Source organism: Cupriavidus sp. GW821-FHT02F09 (assembly GCF_059421605.1).
On the sequence record NZ_JBWKVH010000034.1, the window covers coordinates 32,073 to 50,928 of the forward strand.

Annotated in this window: 18 protein-coding genes; 10 read left to right on the forward strand and 8 right to left on the reverse strand. The window is 66.9% G+C overall.

Going from position 1 to position 18,856, the window contains the following annotated elements; genetic code table 11:
* The 3 genes from AC07XB_RS28500 to AC07XB_RS28510 form a co-directional block, all read right to left on the reverse strand.
* Positions 1-648: an ABC transporter permease gene (locus AC07XB_RS28500; RefSeq protein WP_006162433.1), complete on the reverse strand. Its 648-nt coding sequence runs from the start codon at positions 646-648 to the stop codon at positions 1-3.
* Between the two features lie 10 nt (positions 649-658).
* Positions 659-1,543: a glycine betaine ABC transporter substrate-binding protein gene (locus AC07XB_RS28505; protein ID WP_492809997.1), complete on the reverse strand. Its 885-nt coding sequence runs from the start codon at positions 1,541-1,543 to the stop codon at positions 659-661.
* Positions 1,544-1,640: 97 nt separating this feature from the next.
* Complete coding sequence (locus tag AC07XB_RS28510) at positions 1,641-2,357, reverse strand: ABC transporter permease (RefSeq protein WP_174423121.1); 717 nt, start codon at positions 2,355-2,357, stop codon at positions 1,641-1,643.
* A gap of 694 nt (positions 2,358-3,051) precedes the next feature.
* Between AC07XB_RS28510 and AC07XB_RS28515 the strand changes: the two genes are divergently transcribed.
* The 6 genes from AC07XB_RS28515 to AC07XB_RS28540 all read left to right on the forward strand — a co-directional run bounded on the left by AC07XB_RS28515 (position 3,052) and on the right by AC07XB_RS28540 (position 9,892).
* Entirely contained in the window at positions 3,052-3,990 is a 939-nt protein-coding gene (locus AC07XB_RS28515; RefSeq protein WP_492809908.1) for a pirin family protein, read from the forward strand.
* Positions 3,991-4,403: 413 nt separating this feature from the next.
* Entirely contained in the window at positions 4,404-5,993 is a 1,590-nt protein-coding gene (locus tag AC07XB_RS28520; protein WP_492831825.1) for an ABC transporter ATP-binding protein, read from the forward strand.
* Positions 5,986-7,086 (forward strand): ABC transporter permease, encoded by a 1,101-nt coding sequence (locus AC07XB_RS28525; protein WP_492831827.1) that lies wholly within the window; start codon positions 5,986-5,988, stop codon positions 7,084-7,086. The genes AC07XB_RS28520 and AC07XB_RS28525 overlap by 8 nt, the downstream gene beginning before the upstream one ends.
* 16 nt (positions 7,087-7,102) lie before the next feature.
* Entirely contained in the window at positions 7,103-8,023 is a 921-nt protein-coding gene (locus tag AC07XB_RS28530) for an ABC transporter permease (RefSeq protein WP_492376125.1), read from the forward strand.
* Between the two features lie 172 nt (positions 8,024-8,195).
* Positions 8,196-9,341, forward strand: coding sequence for a BMP family ABC transporter substrate-binding protein (locus AC07XB_RS28535; RefSeq protein ID WP_006162440.1), 1,146 nt, complete (start codon positions 8,196-8,198; stop codon positions 9,339-9,341).
* A 257-nt stretch (positions 9,342-9,598) separates the two neighbouring features.
* Entirely contained in the window at positions 9,599-9,892 is a 294-nt protein-coding gene (locus AC07XB_RS28540) for a YkvA family protein (protein ID WP_043344566.1), read from the forward strand.
* Between the two features lie 31 nt (positions 9,893-9,923).
* On the opposite strand, the gene AC07XB_RS28545 is transcribed toward AC07XB_RS28540, so the two are convergent.
* The 4 genes from AC07XB_RS28545 to AC07XB_RS28560 form a co-directional block, all read right to left on the reverse strand.
* Positions 9,924-10,898: a quinone oxidoreductase family protein gene (locus AC07XB_RS28545; RefSeq protein WP_492831829.1), complete on the reverse strand. Its 975-nt coding sequence runs from the start codon at positions 10,896-10,898 to the stop codon at positions 9,924-9,926.
* Positions 10,899-10,976: 78 nt separating this feature from the next.
* Entirely contained in the window at positions 10,977-11,363 is a 387-nt protein-coding gene (locus AC07XB_RS28550) for a methylglyoxal synthase (protein WP_006162443.1), read from the reverse strand.
* 119 nt (positions 11,364-11,482) lie between these two features.
* Positions 11,483-12,271, reverse strand: coding sequence for an SDR family oxidoreductase (locus AC07XB_RS28555; RefSeq protein ID WP_043344562.1), 789 nt, complete (start codon positions 12,269-12,271; stop codon positions 11,483-11,485).
* Position 12,272: 1 nt separating this feature from the next.
* The gene (locus AC07XB_RS28560) at positions 12,273-13,283 is read right to left on the reverse strand and encodes a DMT family transporter (RefSeq protein WP_492376129.1); all 1,011 of its coding nucleotides are present in this window, start codon (positions 13,281-13,283) and stop codon (positions 12,273-12,275) included.
* Between the two features lie 352 nt (positions 13,284-13,635).
* Between AC07XB_RS28560 and AC07XB_RS28565 the strand changes: the two genes are divergently transcribed.
* From AC07XB_RS28565 to AC07XB_RS28580, 4 genes are all read left to right on the forward strand, one after another.
* A complete protein-coding gene (locus AC07XB_RS28565) occupies positions 13,636-14,790 on the forward strand; it encodes an acyltransferase family protein (RefSeq protein ID WP_492376123.1) in 1,155 nt (384 codons plus the stop codon).
* A 208-nt stretch (positions 14,791-14,998) separates the two neighbouring features.
* A complete protein-coding gene (locus AC07XB_RS28570; protein ID WP_492376128.1) occupies positions 14,999-15,937 on the forward strand; it encodes a Bug family tripartite tricarboxylate transporter substrate binding protein in 939 nt (312 codons plus the stop codon).
* A gap of 114 nt (positions 15,938-16,051) precedes the next feature.
* The gene (gene upp, locus AC07XB_RS28575; protein WP_043344561.1) at positions 16,052-16,702 is read left to right on the forward strand and encodes a uracil phosphoribosyltransferase; all 651 of its coding nucleotides are present in this window, start codon (positions 16,052-16,054) and stop codon (positions 16,700-16,702) included.
* Positions 16,703-16,831: 129 nt separating this feature from the next.
* Positions 16,832-16,978 (forward strand): DUF3149 domain-containing protein, encoded by a 147-nt coding sequence (locus AC07XB_RS28580; RefSeq protein ID WP_006158366.1) that lies wholly within the window; start codon positions 16,832-16,834, stop codon positions 16,976-16,978.
* Positions 16,979-17,105: 127 nt separating this feature from the next.
* Here the strand turns inward: AC07XB_RS28580 and AC07XB_RS28585 are convergent, their stop codons facing one another.
* Complete coding sequence (locus tag AC07XB_RS28585) at positions 17,106-18,656, reverse strand: helicase HerA-like C-terminal domain-containing protein (RefSeq protein WP_492376122.1); 1,551 nt, start codon at positions 18,654-18,656, stop codon at positions 17,106-17,108.
* Positions 18,657-18,856: the final 200 nt, after the last annotated feature.

The following is an 18,856-nucleotide window of genomic DNA, read 5'->3' on the forward strand; positions in this document are numbered from 1 at the left end:
TCAGCGAATTCCTTTCGGTGTCAGCGCCCGCTGCAACCACTGCAGGCAGGCATCGGCCACGATGGCGAGCACGCTGACCAGCACCGCGCCGATCGCCAGCTTGCTCATGTTGCTCTGGCTGATCGCTTGCAGGATCAGCACCCCGAGGCCACCCGCGCCGATGATGGCGGCAATGGTGGCCACGCCGATATTCATCACCACGGCGGTGCGCACGCCGCCGAGGATGACGGGCACGGCCAGCGGCAGGTCCACCAGCCGCATGCGCTGCCAGGTGGTCATGCCGATGCCGCGTCCGGCTTCCTGGATGCCGTCGTCGACATTGGCGAGCGCCACGCAGGTATTGCGCATGATCGGCAGCAGCGAATACAGGAACACCGCGGTCACCGCCGGCACGTAGCCCAGCGCGTGGCCAAAGCGCGCGAAGATCGGGATCATCAGCCCGAACAGCGCGATCGACGGCAAGGTCAGCACGATGGTGGCCAGCGTCAGCAGCGGCGTGGCGAGAAAGCGAAAGCGCGCGCACAGGATGCCCAGCGGCACGCCGACGACGATCGCCAGGCCCACCGCGGACCCCACCAGCGCCAGGTGCTGGCCGGTGAGCTTGAGCAGCGTCGGCCAGCTGTGTTGGAGGTAAGTCAGCAAGTCCATGCGGCCCTCTTCAGATCAGGCCGTGGCCACGCAGGAATTCCTGCGCCACCTTGTCGACCGGCTGCTGGTCGATATCGACCTTGTAGTTCATCTCGGTCATGGCCGCGTTGTCGAGCCGGGCCGCCAGCGCGTTGAGCAGGCCCGCGAGCTCGGGATGCGCATCCAGCGTTGCCTTGCGCACCACGGGCACCGCGTTATAGGCGGGGAAGAAGTGCTGGTCGTCTTCCAGCAGCACCAGGTCGAAGCCCTTGACGCGGCCATCGGTGGTGTAGACGAGACCCAGCTCGACCTGGTCGTTCTTCAGCGCGGTGTAGACCAGCCCGGGATCGAGCTGGATCACGTCGCGGCGCGAGAACGGCAGCTTGTAGAGCCCCTTGAGCGGCTCCAGCCCGTCGGGACGCGCGGCGAACTCCATGTCGACCGCGAACGGATGGGCGGTGCCCTCGCCGGCGGCGCGCATCGTCTCGGCGAAGGCCGACAACGTGGTCACGCCAGCGGCTTCGGCGCGCTTTCTCGGCATCGCCAGCGCATAGGTGTTGTTGATGCCGGAAGCATCGAGCCATATCAGGCCGCGCGCGGCGTCGAGCGTCTTGACGCGCTCGTAGCTCTCGGCGGCGCCGAGCTTTTCCTCGACCTTGTTGAACACGATCAGCGCCGTGCCGGTGTAGTCCCACACCACGTCGAGCTGGCCGCTTTCCATGGCCTGGCGCATCAGCGTGCTGCCCAGGCCGGCGGTGAGCTCAGTGGTGAGGCCTTTGGCCTGCAGGTACTGCGTGGTCATCGACGACAGGATCAGCTGCTCGGTGAAGTTCTTGCCGCCTACGCGAACGGTGTCGGCGTGCGCCGGCAGCGCCATGGCTGCCACTGCGGCAAGCACGGCGACACTCGCCAGCATGCGTGCCTGGCCACGGGCCGCGCGGCCCGCGCGGGCCAGCGCGCTTGTGATGAAATGCATCGGTTTCTCCTTCATGTTCGGTGCGCCCTTGCGCGCCTTAGCGCGCCAGCCCGCGGCGGCGCAGGTAGCAATAACCGGCGGCGGCAAACAGGCCATCGAGAGCGAGTGCCAGCAGCGCGGTGGCCGCGGCGCCCAGCAACAGCAGGGGCTGGTTGTTCAGGTAGATGCCGGGGAAAATCAATTCGCCCAGGCTGTTGGCGCCGATCAGGAAGGACAGCGGCACCGTGCCGACATTGATCACCAGGCTGATGCGCACGCCCGCCAGGATCACCGGCAGCGCGTTGGGCAGCTCGACCCGGAACAGGCGCTGCATGGCGGTCATGCCAAGGCCGCGCGCGGCCTCGGTCAGTGCCGGGGAAACGCCGAGCAAGCCCTCGCAGGTATTGCGCACGATCGGCAGCAGCGAAGCCAGCCACAGCGCCAGGATGGCGGGCCGCTCGCCAATGCCGAGCACGGCCAGGGCCAGGGCCAGCACCGCCAGCGATGGCACGGTGTTGCCGATATTGAAGACCTGCATCAGGCGGTCGGCCCAGCGGCGCATGCACGGACGGCTCAGGCCGATGCCAGCCGGGATGCCGGTGACCAGCGCCAGCGCCATCGACCACGCCACCAGGCGCAGGTGGTCGGCAACGTCGTACCACAGGCGGTCCTGATATTGCAGGATGACATCCACGCCGATCCAGGTGACCAGAGCGGCCAGCGCGGCGAGCGTGAGACATCCCCAGGCCAGCGCCTGTACGGATTGCTTGGACATATTCCCCTCTGTCCGCATGCCAGATGTGGGCACGAGAAACCACATCCGGATTGACGGACGAACAAAGTGGGCTCAGGCGGGTACAAATGGGGCCCGCCGGCCCTGACTAGATTGCCTTGCCCGCCATGACCAGCAGATGAGCCGGTGGACGGGCGCCGGGTTTCACGCTGGAGAGCGGGAAACCCAATTGAAAGGACACCGTGCCGGTAAGGGCGGGAGTCCCGGGAGCGGCGCAACCCGCTGCGAGATGCAGGAACGGGAGGCCAGTGGCAGCGCAAATTTGGTGGTTCCGACGCGCCGCCGGATCAATCGGCCGGTGCCACGCTTGGGCAAGCAAGGAGTTGGGGCGGCACTCAAAAACGCCTGCCCGGACCCTGCCAACCCGACTTGATTACGCAGCATCGGATGACAACGAGAGCGCTATTATACCCAACTACAGCGATCTTGTCATCTTTACGCCTTCTCCGCGCTTTCGCGCCACTTTCTGGCCGTATTTATCAGGCTTCGCCCGGCATCCCGGCGTCACTCGCGTTGTTCCAGAATTGAAGCATCACAAGGGATCAGCCGTACCATGGGCAGAACAATCTTTTGCCCGGATGGCCTCTACCGGTTCTGGCCCAAACCCTTAAATTACGAGGGTAGCCTTTGGGGCCGCGCGCCATTGCCGCCATCCCCAGCCAACAGGAGATCGATCATGGAACAACGCACCGCCATCCCTACCGCCCCCACCGTCCCGGCCACCGCCACGGAAACCGTGCAGCGCTCGCGCGCGGTCGACCGCGTGGTGCGCGGCATCGCCACCTCGGACGGCGCCGGCGTCAAGCTCACCCGCGTGCTCACGCAGAACCTGCAGCGCCGCCTGGACCCGTTCCTGATGCTGGACGCGTTTGGCACCGATAGCCGCGACGACTATATCGGCGGTTTCCCCGACCACCCGCACCGCGGCTTCGAGACCATCACCTATATGCTGGCCGGCCGTATGCGCCATCGCGACAGCGCCGGCAACGAGGGCCTGCTGGAAAACGGTGGCGCCCAGTGGATGGTGGCCGGCGCCGGCGTGGTGCACTCGGAGATGCCCGAGCAGGAAGACGGCCGCATGGAAGGATTCCAGCTGTGGCTGAACCTGCCCGCCGCGGACAAGATGACGGCGCCCTGGTACCGCGACCTGCCGGCCGCCGCCGTGCCCACGGTAGCGCTGCCGGGCGGCGCCACGGTGCGCGTGCTGGCGGGCGCCTCGCACGGGGTGGCTGGCGCGGTCACGCGCCCGGTCACGGAGCCGCTCTACCTGGACGTCTCGCTGCCGGCGGGACAGACCTTCTCGCAAGCGCTGCCGCAAGGGCATAACGCCTTCCTGTACACCTATCGCGGCGAGATCGCGGTCGGCGCGGGCAGCAACGCCGCGGTGCTGGAAGCGCAGCGCATGGGCGTGCTGGACAACGCCGCCGGCGCTGACGGGGTCAATGTCACGGCCACGGCCGATGCGCGCTTCCTGCTGATCGCGGGCAAGCCGCTAGGCGAGCCGATCGCGCAATATGGGCCGTTCGTGATGAACACCCAGGAGGAGATCTACCAGACCCTGGCCGATTTCCGAGAAGGCCGCTTCAACCAGATCGCGGTCAGCCACGGCGCCTGACATGCTGTGAAGCACCCGGGGGCGGCATCGCGCCGCCGCCGTTCCGGTGTAGGCCGAGGCGCTCTGCTCTGGCCGCCAATCCGCCCCTTTTTTCCGTTCCGCCCCCTCCCCCTTCCCGCCAATCGGCCGTGCAGGCCGCCGTCGGCCGCCCGGCCGTCCGCGCCCCCGCCCAAATCGCCCGGCATGCGACTTGCAACCTGCCTGTATCCGTTGTGGGGCCGAGAATACTGGCCTGACCAGGTCGTCCGAACCCCACACACTTATATAATCCACGGTTAATAAACGGCATCACCGCCCAGTGATGGTTGCTGCAATGCGTAACGGCGATCCTGCCCCACGCACTGCCGCAGGTGCTGCCCGATACATAACGAACATTGATCCACGTTGCTGCCATAACAACTCGAGCCGCCTCAGTGACCTTAAGCACAACCCCAAGGCTGGCGCTTGCCCATATCAGCAAGCGCTACCCCGGCGTGACCGCCAACGACGACGTGTCCCTCGTTGTCGCCCCCGGCGAAATCCACGCCGTGCTCGGCGAGAACGGCGCCGGCAAGTCCACCCTGATGAAAATCATCTTCGGCGCGGTCAAGCCGGACGCCGGCGACATGCACTTCAACGGTGCACGCGCCGCGATCCACAATCCGCACGACGCACGAAACCTGGGCATCGCGATGGTGTTCCAGCACTTTTCGCTGTTCGATACGCTGACAGTGACCGAGAACATCGCCCTTGGCCTGCCCCGGAGCAGCAAGACGGCCGCCGGCAGCCCGCATGCGGGCACCAATATGAAGCAGCTGGCCGACCAGATCCGCGAGACCGCCCAGCGCTATGGCCTGCCGCTGGAGCCGAACCGCCATGTGCACACCTTGTCGGTCGGCGAGCGCCAGCGCGTGGAAATCGTGCGGGCGCTGCTGGCCAAGCCGCAACTGCTGATCCTGGACGAGCCAACTTCCGTGCTGACGCCGCAAGCGGTGCAGACCCTCTTCATCACGCTGCGCCAGCTCGCGGCGGAAGGTACCAGCATCCTCTACATCAGCCACAAGCTCGACGAGATCCGCGAGCTTTGCCATAGCGCCACGGTGATGCGCATGGGTCGTGTCACCGGCGTGTGCGATCCGCGCCAGGAAAGCGCGGCCTCGCTGTCGCGCCTAATGATCGGCGGCGAGCCGCCGCGCGAGGCGCGCGTGCAGACCGAGCCCGGCGCCTGCCGGCTGGCGGTGCGCGGACTCTCGCTGCCGCGCTCGCATGCGTTCGCGACGGAACTTGCCGGCATCTCGCTGGACCTGCGCGCCGGCGAGATCGTTGGCATCGCCGGCGTGTCCGGCAACGGCCAGCAGGAATTGCTGGCGGCGCTGTCGGGCGAGGATGTGCGCGCCGCGCGCGATGCCATTACGCTGGACAACAAACCGGTGGGCAAGCTGGACGCGCGCCAGCGGCGCCGTGCCGGGCTGGCCTTCGTGCCCGAGGAGCGCCTCGGCCGTGGCGCCGTGCCGGACATGAGCCTGGCCGCGAATATCCTGCTTTCGCACCAGTCCGCGCCCTATGTGCAGCGCGGCATGATTTCGCCCAAAGCCGCCGCCGGCCTGGCGCAGGCCGTGATCGGGCGCTTCCGCGTGAAGGCCAGCGGGCCGCACGCGCTGGCCAAGAGCCTGTCGGGCGGCAACCTGCAGAAATTCATCGTCGGCCGCGAGATCGAAAGCGGCCCGAAGGTACTGATTGTGGCCCAGCCGACCTGGGGCGTGGATGTGGGCGCCGCGGCGCAGATCCACAACGAGCTGCTGGCGCTCAAGGCCACCGGCTGCGCCTTGCTGGTGGTGTCGGAAGAACTGGACGAACTGTTCGCCATCTGCGATCGCCTGCACGTGATCGCCAAGGGCCGGTTGTCGCCGTCGATTCCAACCCAGGACGCCACGCGAGAGCAGGTGGGCCTGTGGATGAGCGGTCTTTGGGAAGGTGGGCCAGGCGGCCGGCGCGAACAAGAGGAGGCCGTGCACCATGGCTGATTTCCTCCTTCGCTCACCGCTGTCGCTGGCACCGCGCGGGCTGCCCTCGCGCCGCATGGCCTATGCCTCGCCCTTCATCGCGCTGGCCTTGACGCTGGCCTTCGGCGCGCTGCTGTTCCTGCTGCTCGGCAAGGATCCGGTAGCCGCGCTCAAGGTGTTCCTGGTCGACCCGCTCAAGGACCGCCGCGCCATCGGCGAGGTGCTGCTCAAGACCGTGCCGCTGGTACTGTGCGCGCTTGGGCTTTCAGTGTGCTATCGCGCCAATATCTGGAACATCGGCGCGGATGGCCAGCTCATCGTCGGCGGCATCTTCGCCGGCGCCACCGTGTTGCACTTCGATGTGCCGGGCAATGGCGTGAACGGCACCGTGGTGCTGGTGCTGGCCTCGCTGGCCGGCGTGGTCGGCGGCATGTTCTGGGCGTCGCTCACCGCCGCGCTCAAGGACAAGTTCAACGCCAACGAGATCCTGGTGTCGCTGATGCTGACCTATATCGCGCAGCAGTTGATGCTGTACGTGGTCAACGGGCCGCTGAAGGATCCCAACGGCATGAACTTCCCGCAGTCCAAGGTGTTCTCCTCCGAGTTCCTGCTGCCTAACCTGATGTCGGGCTCGCGCCTGCACGCGGGCTTTGTGGTGATGCTGGTGCTGGTGGTGCTGATGACCGTCTTCATCTTCCGCAGCTTCGCGGGCTACCGCCTGCAGGTGGGCGGCACCGCCCCGGCGGCGGCGCGCTATGCCGGCTTCTCGGCGCGCCGTTCGCTGTGGAGCGCGCTGATGATCTCCGGCGGCACCGCCGGCCTGGCGGGCGCGTTCGAAGTCACGGGCCCGATCGGCCAGTTGCTGCCCTCGATCTCACCCGGCTACGGCTTCACCGCGATCATCGTGGCCTTCGTGGGCCGCCTGCATCCGGTGGGCACCGTGTTCGGCGGCATCGTCATGTCGCTGTTCTATATCGGCGGCGAAATGGCTCAGTCGCGCCTGGGCCTGCCTTCGGCGCTGGGCTCGGTGTTCCAGGGCATGCTGCTGTTCTTCCTGCTGGCCAGCGATACGCTGATCGACAACCGCCTGCGCTGGCGCGCCAAGACCGCCTGAGCGGAACCCCCAAGACATGGAACAACTCGCCCCTCTTATCGCCACCGCGATCAACGCCGGCACGCCGTTGCTGCTGGCGGCGCTTGGCTTGCTCATCAACGAACGCGCTGGCGTGCTCAACCTGGGCGCCGAAGGCATGATGCTGGTCGCCGCCGCGTTCGGCTTCATGGTCGGCTACCAGACCCAGTCGCCGCTGATCGGCTTTGCCGCCGGCGCGCTGGCTGGCATGCTGATGGCCACGCTTTTCTCGTGGCTGGCGCTGGTGCTGGCCACCAACCAGGTCGCCACCGGCCTCGCGCTGTCGATCTTCGGCACCGGGCTGTCGGCATTCATGGGTCAGCGCTTCGTCGGCTTCGCCATGCCGTCGCAGGCCAAGTCGATTCCCTTCCTGGCCGATATTCCCTTCTTCGGGCCGGCCTTCTTCCAGCAGCACTGGATGGTGTATTTCAGCCTGTTCCTGTGCTGCGCCATCATGTGGTTCCTGTTTCGCACGCGCGCAGGGCTGACGCTGCGCGCGATCGGCGAATCGCCGGAATCCGCGCATGCGCTGGGCTATCCGGTGCGCCTGATCCGCTTTGGCGCGCTGCTGTTCGGCGGCGCCTGCTGCGGGCTGGCCGGTGCCTACCTGTCGTTGGTGTACACGCCGATGTGGGTGGAAAACCTGGTGGCCGGCCGTGGCTGGATCGCGTTGGCGCTGACCACCTTCGCCACCTGGCGCCCGGGCCGCGTCTGGGCCGGAGCCTGGCTGTTTGGCGGCGTCACCATCCTGCAGTTCTACCTGCAGGGCATTGGCGTATCGGTGCCGTCGCAGATCCTGTCGATGCTGCCCTATGCCGCGACCATCGTCGTGCTGGCGCTGATCTCGCGCAACCCGGCGTGGATCCGCCTGAACATGCCGGCCTCGCTGGGCAAGCCGTTCCGCCCGGGTGCCGCCTGACCGATCCCGCCGCCGCGCCTCTCCCGGCGCTGCGCCGTGTTTTCCGTTTTTGTTTCGCTTTTATAAAGTCCGTCAGAGACTTCAGGCTTCAATCCCTCGTTGTTCAGAGCCACAGTTGCAACCTTAATCAAAACATCGGTACTCAGTACCACGGTCATTACAAGGAGAAATCATGATCGTCACGCGCAGGAAAACCCTTGCCGCACTGGCTGCCACCGCCGTGCTGGCTCTCGCGGGCTGCGGCAAGAAAGAAGCCGAAAAGCCGGCGGAAAGCGCGGCTCCGGCCTCCGCTCCCGCTGCCGAGCAAAAGGCCGAGCCGCTCAAGGTCGCCTTCGTCTACATCGGCCCGGTCGGCGATGCCGGCTGGACCTACGCCCATGACGCCGGGCGCAAGGCCGTGGAAGAAAAATACGGCGACAAGGTGAAGACGTCCTTCGTCGAGAACGTGCCCGAATCCGCCGCCGATGCAGAACGCGTGTTCCGCGATCTCGCCGCGCAAGGCAACAAGGTCATCTTCGGCACCAGCTTCGGTTACATGGAATCGATGCTCAAGGTCGCCAAGGAATTCCCGGACGTGAAGTTCGAGCACGCCACCGGTTTCAAGACCGCCGACAACCTGGCCCAGTACGACGTGCGCACCTATGAAGGCGCTTACCTGGCTGGTGTGGTCGCCGGCAAGATGAGCAAGACCGGCAAGATGGGCGTGGTGGCATCGGTGCCCATCCCCGAGGTGATCCGCAACATCGACTCGTTCACCATCGGCGCGCGCAGCGTCAACCCCAAGGCCACCGTCAAGGTGGTGTGGGTGAACAAGTGGTTCGATCCGGGCAAGGAGCGCGAAGCCGCGACCACGCTGATCGGCCAGGGCGTGGACATGCTGATGCAGAACACCGACTCCGCCGCCGTGGTGCAGACCGCGCAGGAAAAGGGCGTGTACGCATTCGGCTGGGACAGCGACATGAGCAAGTTCGGCGAGAAGGCCCACCTGGCCGCCTCGGTGATCTCGTGGGGCGTGTACTACAACAAGGTGGTCGGCGACGTGCTGGCTAACCAGTGGAAGAACGGCACCACGTGGTGGGGCGTCAAGGAAGGCATGATCGACCTGAAGGGCTTCAACGCCGTGGTGCCGGATGACGTCAAGGCACTGGTGGAAGAGCGCAAGAAGGGCATCGCCGACGGCTCGGCTCCGATCTGGAAGGGTCCGCTCAAGGACAACACCGGCAAGGAACAACTGGCCAAGGACCAGGCAGCCGACGACGGCTTCCTGCACGGCATCAAGTTCTACGTCGAAGGCGTGGAAGGCAAGATCCCGGGCTGATCGCCAGCGCCGGTTTAGCGGTTGCCGGCAGCCTGCGCTCGCAGCGCTGCCGGCACGGTGGCGTGGCGCTTCCCGCGCCCCGCCACCTGCCCTGCACGTCCTTCACTGGATGTCCGTCACTGGATGTCCTTCGCGTCACCCCTCCCCCGCCTGAACGCCCCGCGGAACTTGAAGCGCCGAAGATTGGCCCAAGCTATCTGCGAGTGGCGCAATCGGCCACGCCGCTTGGCGTTTGTGAAAAGTGAAGGAGGCCTCTCATGTGGAAACGATTTTCGGCACTGTGGACCCTGGTGCGGCGCGACGGCCGCCTGCTGTGGTACGCGCTGCGCCATCCCGACGCCCCGCGCTGGTTGAAGCCGGCCGCGTTAGGCCTGGTGCTGTACGCCATTTCGCCCATTGACCTGATTCCCGACTTCATCCCCGGCCTGGGCCTGATGGACGACGTGGTGCTGATCCCGCTGGCGGTGCACTTCATCCTCAGGCGCCTGCCCGCGCACGTGCTGCGGCAGGCCGAGGCGCGCGCCGGCGCCCAGACAGTGCGAGCCCGCTAGCAGGCCAGGCGGCTCGCACCAGGCTTGCGCTTCAGGGCAGCAGGACGGTCGTGCCAGTGGTCTTGCGGCCTTCCAGATCGCGATGCGCCTGCGCCACATCCGCCAGCGCGTAGCGTTGGCGGACTTCAATCTTCACACGGCCGCTGGTCACCATCTCGAATAGCTCGGCCGCCATCGGCTCCAGCAATTCGCGATGGACCACATAGGTCATCAGCGTTGGCCGCGTGATGCGCAGCGAGCCCTTGTTGCCCAGCACGGACAGATCGAACGGCGGCACCGGGCCGGATGCATTGCCGAACACCACCATGGTGCCGCGCGGTTTCAGGCAATCCAGCGAGCCATTGAAAGTGTCCTTGCCGACCGAGTCGTAGACCGCGGCGACGCCCTTGCCGCCGGTGATTTCCTTGACTTTGTCGACGAAGGATTCACGCGTGTAGACGATGGTGTGATCGCACCCATGCGCGCGCGCCAGCGCGGCTTTTTCATCGCTGCCGGCGGTGCCGATCACGGTGGCGCCCAGCGCCTTGAGCCACTGGCTGGCAATCAGGCCAACACCACCCGCGGCGGCGTGCAGCAGCACGGTATCTCCTGCCTGCACGCGGTAGCTGTCGCGCAGCAGGTACTGCGTGGTCAGGCCCTGCAGCATCATCGCCGCGCCCTGCTCGAACGAGATGGCGTCCGGCAGGCGCACCACGATATCGGCCGGCATGACCCGCACCTGCGCATAGGCGCCCGTGGGACGGCCGGCATAAGCAACACGGTCGCCCACGTTCAGGTGCCCCACGCCGGCGCCAACCGCCTCCACCACGCCGGCGCCTTCCATGCCGAGGCCACCCGGCAGCGGCTGCTTGTACAGCCCGGTGCGGAAATACACGTCGATGTAGTTGAGGCCGACCGCCTCGTGCCGCACGCGCACCTCGCCGGGGCCGGGATCCCCCACCTCGACCTCAACCCACTGCATCACCTCCGGGCCGCCGGTCTCGAAAATGCGGATGGCTTTGCTCATGTCTCTCTCCTTGTCCTGTTGATGCGTGTTGGTACGGTGGGTATGTGTGGGGGCGGCAATGCCTCGGGCCGAAGCCGCTTACTCCGGATACAGGCGCCGCAGCTCCGCGATCAGCAGATCCGCGGTGGCCACATTGGTGGCACAGGGCACGTTGTGCACGTCGCAGGCGCGCACCAGGGCATTGATATCGGGCTCGTGCGGCTGCGGCGTCATGGGGTCGCGCAGGAAAATCACCACGCCCACGCGGCCTTCGGCCAGTTGCGCGCCAATCTGCAGGTCGCCGCCCCAGGGGCCGGAGAGCATGCGCGTCACCGTCAGCCCGATTTCGTCGCTCAGGCGGCCACCCGTGGTACCGGTGGCGAGCAGTTCGCAACGTGACAGGAAATCGCGATGGCGGCCAGCAAAAGCCACGATGTCATCTTTCTTGTGGTCGTGCGCAATCAGCGCAATACGAGGGGGAGTCATCGGCATCATCCTGGCCAATCAGGGAAAAACCGGGCCGGCATGGCCCGGCCGGAAAACGCCCGCGGCGCCGGCACGGCCGCCAGGCCGCGCGCGCGTCGCGGGTTGGGTGCGGCAGCGGCTTAGAACGTGCCGGGGTAAGCGCCGCCGTCGAGGAGCACGTTCTGCCCGGTCATGTAAGCGGCGTGGCGGCTGCACAGGAAGGCGCAGGTGGCGCCGAACTCGGCCGGCTCGCCAAAGCGGCGGCTCGGGTTCTGCGCGGCGCGGCGCTTCGAGACTTCCTCGATCGACAGGCCAGCCTGCCTGGCGCCGCCTTCCATGGTCTTGTAGAGGCGATCCGTATTGAACGGGCCGGGCAGCAGGTTGTTCACCGTCACGCCGTGCTGCGCCACTTCGCGCGCCAGGCCGGCGACAAAGCCGGTCAGGCCCGAGCGCGCGCCGTTGGACAGGCCGAGCACATCGATCGGCGCCTTCACGGCGCCGCTGGTGATGTTGACGATGCGGCCCCATTTGCGCGCGATCATGCCGTCCACCGTGGCCTTGATCAGCTCGATCGGGGTCAGCATGTTGGCGTCGATCGCTGCCAGCCAGGCATCGCGGTCCCAGTCGCGGAAATTGCCCGGAGGCGGGCCGCCGGCATTGTTGACCAGGATGTCCAGGTCGCCCAGCTTGGCGACGGCTTCCAGCGCCAGCTTTCGCCCCGCCGGGGTCGTGATGTCGGTGGCGACCGCCATCACGCGCCGGCCGTGGCGCGCGCGCAGGTCCGCCGCGGCTTTTTCCAGCGCCTCGGCGCCGCGCGCCACGATCACCACATCCACGCCTTCGGCAGCCAGCGCGTCGGCGCAGGCAAAACCGAGGCCCTTGCTGGCGCCACACACCAGCGCATGCTTGCCGCGCAATCCTAGATCCATCTCATCGACTCCTTGTGTCATCGAGGCGGCCACCCGCCTGCTTGTTATCCAGCGTATCCATCGCCTTGCCGCCGCGACGAGCAGCCTGGGCCTTGCCCGCGGCCCCGCTCTTGACCACCTTGCGCGCCGACAGCAAATATATCCCGCCCATCACCAGCGCGCTGCCGGCGAGCTGCACGCCGGTGATCGGCTCGCCCAGCAGCCAGAAGCCCAGGAACAGGGTGGATACCGGTCCGAGCATACCCGCCTGCGAAGCCATCGGCGCGCCGATGCGCGCCACCGCCACCATCGTCAGCGACACCGGCAGCACCGTGCAAAACACAGAATTGACTAGCGAAAGCCACATCACGGGGGCTGGCTGCAGCAGCTCCGACAGCGGGCGGCGCAGCACCAGATATTGCACCACGCAGCACGCGGTGGAAACGCACATCGCATAGGCCACCAGCCGCAACGAACCGATGCGCTGCACCAATTCGCCTGACGCGATCAGGTAGATGCCGTAGGTCAGTGCGCTGCCGAGCACCAGCGCGGCACCGAGCCACACCTGGCCGCCGCTCACGTCGAGATCATGCGCGAAAACCAGCACGATGCCTATATAGGCCAGCGCCAGGGACAGCCACTGCCGCAAGCTGATGCGCCGCTTGAACAGCACGGCGCTGGCCAGCAGCACGAAGGACGGCGTGAGGAACAGGATCAGCCGCTCGAGCCCGGCCGTGATGTATTGCAGGCCGAGAAAGTCGAGGAAGCTGGACAGGTAGTAGCCGATGATGCCGAGGAACACGATGCGGCCGCGATCAGCCCAGGACAGCGCCGGCAGGCGCCGCGACTGCCACCAGCCGATCGCCATGAACAGCGGCACGGCAAACAGCATGCGCAGGCTGATGACCATGACCGCATCGACCTGGTAGCGGTACATCAGCTTGGCGACGATCGCCTTGCCGGAAAAAAGGATGGCGCCGACGGCAGCCACGGCCAGGCCGGCGCGCTGCGCTGCCGGCTCGGCGGCAGGCACGGTGCGGGAAAGTTGGGATGCAGACAAGGGAGAAGCCGGATAGTGGGGCCGCGCGCCGCTGGACGCGGGCGGCCCGCCAGGGTCGCGAGCCATTGTATTCGAAAAGAGGCAACTGCATCCGAGGCACATTGTGCTGCGCACAGGTGTTGGGCGGCGTACCCCAACCCGCGTGCCCAAACCCATGCAGTGCCAATGGCGGCGGTGCCTGCTTCCCGTGCCTCGGCTTTCGCTATGTGGGACGGCGCACCTTCACGCCGTAGCCGCCCGGCTAAGCTCTGCCAAGGAGAGTCCCGCGCTGCGTGCCGCCTTGTGCCAACCGCAGCCCTGGCGAGCCGGAACCGGGAGACTGGTCGTGGATGGCACGGACCGAAGCAAGCAATACGATGTGCTGGACCTGATCCGGGCGCTGGCCGCGGGCCTGGTCTGCCTTGGCCATGTCCGCGCGCTGGTCATCGTCGACTATGCGGCGAGCGGGCCGCATGGCGGCGCGGCCGGCGTGGCGCTGCAGTTGTTCTATGCGCTGTGCAGCGTCGGCCACGAATGCGTAATCGTGTTCTTCCTGCTCTCGGGCTACCTGGTAGGCGGCACCGTACGCCGCAAGATGACGCGTGGCGACTGGTCCTGGCGCAGTTATCTGGCCGACCGCATGACGCGGCTATGGATCGTACTGCTGCCCGCGCTGCTGCTCGGTCTGTTCTGGGACAGTGCCGGGATCCACCTGGCGTGGGGGCCGTTCTACCAGGGCACCGAGGGCAACGCGGCCCAGCAGATCGATATCTCGCATAACCTCGGCGTCGCGGGATTGGTTTGCAACGCGGCGTTCCTGCAAACCCTTGCCTGCGATACCTATGGCTCCAACGGGCCGTTGTGGAGCCTGGCCAACGAATTCTGGTACTACCTCTGGTTCCCTGCGCTATACGGTGCCTGGCACCTGCGCCGCACGCCGCAGGCGTTGCTGTGCGTATTGGCGGTGCTGGTCACGATGGGCCTGTTCCACGGCCTGGTCGAAGGCTTCCTCTTCTGGCTGCTGGGCGTGCTGGCGCAAGCCCTGGAAGCGCGGCTGGCGCAGATCGCAGCGATCGCGCGGCGCAAGTGGCTGGTGCTGCCGGCGCTGCTGGTGTTCCTGGCCGCCATTGCACTGACCAAGCACAAGCCGTACGCCGATGCCGCTGTCGCGCTGGGCTTCTTCGTGCTGTTGCTGGCCGTGCTGTCGACCCGCATCCGCATCGGCCACGCCGGCTTGTCGCGCCTGGCTACGTTGGCGTCCGGGTTTTCGTACTCGCTCTACCTGACGCATTTCCCGCTGACCCTGTTCATCGCCGCGACCCTGGTCAAGGTCCGCCTGCCTGTCAGCGCCGGCAGCCTGGGCCTGGCCGCGCTGATCCTGCTGGGCTGCTATGCCTACGCCTTTGCCGTCTACTGGGTGTTCGAACGCAATACCCAGCGGGTGCGCGGCCTGCTCGGGCACCCGGCGCTGCCAGCGGCGCAGCGCGGGCAGAATATCTAGCCGCCATGCCGTTGCCTGGCTGGCAACCCTGGCAGCCAGCCTGAAACTGCCGTAAGCTCGCCGGTCGGCGCGTCAAACGCGCGCCGCATAAGAAAAACCAGGAGCATTCATGACGGCAGCACCCCTCGCTATTCTTTCCTCGCGCATTCCCGTTCCAGTCAAAAAGCAGACCGCCGCCCGCCCGCTGCTGATCGCCGCCGCGGTTGCCATGCTCGCAAGCGGCTGGCTGCCCTCGGCCGCCAGCGCAGCCGATTACCCCGTCAAGCCAATCCGCTTCATCGTGCCTTACGCTGCTGGCGGCACCACTGACCTCGTGGCGCGCACGGTCGGCCAGAAGGTGGCGGAGAAACTCGGCCAGCCCGTGGTCGTGGAGAACCGCCCCGGCGCTGGCGGCAATATCGGCATGGAGGCGGTCGCCAAGGCCGCGCCTGACGGCTACACCATCGGCTTCGGCGCCATCTCGACCAATGCGTTGAACCCGCATATCTACAAGCACGTGCCGTTCGACCCGCGCAAGGATTTCACCGCGGTCAGCCTGCTTGGCACCTCCACCATTGTGCTGGAAGTCAGCAACAGCCTGCCGGTAAAGAATGTGGCCGAGCTGGTCAGCTACGCCAAGGCCCATCCCGGCCTGACCTACGCCACCGCGGGCACCGGCACGTCCATGCACCTGGCGGGCGCGATGTTCGCGCAGATGACGCAAACGGGCCTGACCCATGTGCCATACAAGGGCAGCAGCCCGGCCATCAACGACATGCTGGGCGGCCACGTGCAGGTGATGTTCGACAACCTGCCCGCCTCGCTGCCGCACATCCAGGGCGGCAAGCTGCGCGCGCTGGCGGTGGCCGGCAAGAGCCGCTCGCCAGCGCTGCCGAACGTGCCGACGCTGGCCGAGGCCGGCCTGGCGGGCTACGCCGTCGAGCCGTGGTTCGGCGTGTACGGCCCGGCCGGGCTACCCGCGCCGGTGGTGCAGGCACTCAATGCCGCCTTCATCGCGGCGCTGGGCAATGCGGACGTGAAGGACAAACTCGGGCAGGCAGGCTTCAACCCCAAGGGCTCGAGCGCGGCGGACCTGCAGTCGCTGACGCTGTCCGAGTACGAGAAATTCGGCAAGGTCGCCAAGAGCGCCAGCATCTCGGTGGATTGAGCGCAGGCGGGGCTGCGCGCTTGCGGCGGGAGGATCGCCGGGGGCGCGCGGCTCCGCATCCATTACAATCCGGCTGCAACGGGCCCTCGCGCCCACTCCTGCCGACTACCCGCCATGAAGCAAGATCCGCGTTTCCCCAAGCTGTACATCCTCGATCACCCGCTGATCCAGCACAAGCTCTCCCATATGCGCGACAAGGACACCTCCACGCGCACGTTCCGCGAGCTGCTGCGGGAAATCACGCTGCTGATGGGCTATGAAATCACGCGCGACCTGCCGCTGACCACGCGCCGCATCGAGACGCCCTTGGTGGAGCTGGACGCGCCGGTGATCGCCGGCAAGAAACTCACCATCGTGCCGGTGCTGCGCGCCGGCGTGGGCATGAGCGACGGCCTGGTCGAGCTGATTCCCTCGGCCCGCATCGGCCATATCGGCGTCTACCGCGACGACCAGCACCGCCCGGTGGAATACCTGGTGCGCCTGCCCGACGTGGAAGACCGCAGCTTTATCCTGTGCGACCCGATGGTCGCCACCGGCTACTCCGCCGCGCATGCGGTGGATGTGCTCAAGCGCCGCGGCGTCAAGGATGATGCGATTACGTTCGTGGCGCTGGTGGCGGCGCCGGAAGGCGTCGAAGTATTCCAGAAGGCACATCCCGGCGTGAAACTGTTCGTCGCCTCCCTGGACAGCCACCTGGACGAGCACGCGTACATCATCCCCGGCCTCGGCGACGCGGGCGACCGGCTGTTCGGCACCAAGAACTGAGTTTTCCTGGCAAGCCGGGCACTGTCTGCGCCCGGCTTGACCGGCCTCAATCCCGCCGGCCGCGGCGCTCCCTAGACTATCGGCAGCGGCACACCGTCCGGTGTGCCTCGCCTGACCTGGGAGACCCACATGGCAGCCTTGAAGATCCTGTTTTCGACCCCCACCGGGCTGATGAGCCTGGCCGTCATCGCCTTCATCATCGGCATGGGCTGGTTCTTCACCCGGCTGTTCCTGCGCAAGATGCGGGAAGACGAGGCAGCGGCGCAACGCCGCTAAGACGCAAGTCCCGCCCGCTGGCGTTATCGCCGACGGACCGGCTGGCCGATACCACGCCATGGCTATGCGCCGCGCCCGCCGATCTCGCCGGGCGTGGCACACCGGAGCGGCCGACGGCCGGCGCCTCCTACTTCTTCTTGCCCGAGCCCAGCAAGCTGCCCAGCACGCCGCGAATCAGCTCGCGCCCGACCTGCGAGCCCACCGTGCGCGCGGCCGACTTGGCCATCGACTCCAGGATGGAATCGCCGCGCCCGGTCTTGCCCGTGCCCTTGGTCAGCCCGCCGAAGATCTCGCCCGCCTGGTCCAGCCAGCCGCCGCCCTGCGCGGGCGGCGCTTCGGGCTGGCCAGCCGTAGGCGCGGGCGCGGGTGCGCCGCCGCCAGCGGCGGGGGCAGACCCAGGCGCGGCGGCGCGGCCCTTGAGCTTCTCGTAGGCCGACTCGCGATCGATGGTCTGCTCATAGGTGCCGGCCACCAGCGAGTTCGCCAGCAATTGCTTGCGCTCGTCGTCGGTGATCGGGCCGATCCGGCTGCCGGGCGCCAGCACCCAGGCGCGTTCCGTGATGCCGGGGATGCCCTTGGCGTCCAACAACGACACCAGCGCTTCGCCCACACCGAGCTCCCCGATGGCCTTTTCCAGGTCCAGCCCCGGCTTGGCCCGCATGGTGGTGGCCGCCACCTTGACGGCCTTCTGGTCACGCGGCGTGAAGGCGCGCAGCGCGTGCTGCACGCGGTTGCCGAGCTGGCCCAGCACGGTATCGGGGATGTCGACAGGATTCTGCGTAACGAAATACACGCCAACGCCCTTGGAGCGGATCAGCCGCACCACCTGCTCGATCTTGTCGAGCAGGGCCTTGGGCGCGTCGTTGAACAGCAGGTGCGCCTCGTCGAAAAAGAACACCAGCTTGGGCTTGTCAAGATCGCCCGCCTCGGGCAGTTTCTCGAACAGCTCCGACAACAGCCAAAGCAGGAAAGTGGCGTAGAGCTTGGGCGAATTCAGCAGCTTGTCGGCGGCCAGGATATTCACCACGCCCTGCCCGTTCTCGGTCTGGATGAAGTCGTCCAGGTTGAGCATGGGTTCGCCGAAGAACACGTCTGCGCCTTGTGACTCCAGCGCCATCAGCCCGCGCTGGATGGCCCCGATCGAGGCCGCGGAGATATTGCCGTATTCGGTGGTGAACTGCCCCGCGTTGTCGCCCACGTACTGCAGCATGGCGCGCAGGTCCTTGGCGTCGAGCAGCAGCAGCCCGTTGGCGTCGGCGATGCGGAAAACCAGGTTGAGCACGCCCTGCTGGGTGTCGTTGAGTTCCAGCATGCGCGACAGCAGCAGCGGCCCCATATGGGAGACCGTGGCGCGCACGGGATGGCCCTTTTGCCCGAACACATCCCACAGGGTGGTGGGGCAGGCGCCCCACACCGGCTCGGGCAGGCCGAGCTCGGCCAGCCGGGCCTTGAGCTTGTCGGAGAGCTTGCCCGGCTGGGAAATGCCGGTCAGATCACCTTTGACGTCGGCCATGAAGACCGGCACGCCCAGCCGGGAGAAACCCTGGGCCAGGCTTTGCAGGGTCACGGTCTTGCCGGTGCCGGTGGCGCCGGTGATCAGGCCGTGCCGGTTGCCCATCTCGGGCAGCAGGGCAAGTTCCAGCTCGGCGTTCTTGGCGATGATGATGGGTTCGGCCATGGTCTCTCTGGTTGGCAAGCCGCGCGGCGCTTTCGCCGCGACCGTCCCCGCCCTTCCCGGCGGCTCCCGTGATCGGGAGGCCAGCGGCGGCGGGGCCGCGTGATAAAATGCTGGGCTGATTATGCCAGCCCCCAAGGCCGGCTCACAGACACATAAACCACCCGGCGCGCCGCCAGCGAGCACCCGTTGCCCGCCCGGCA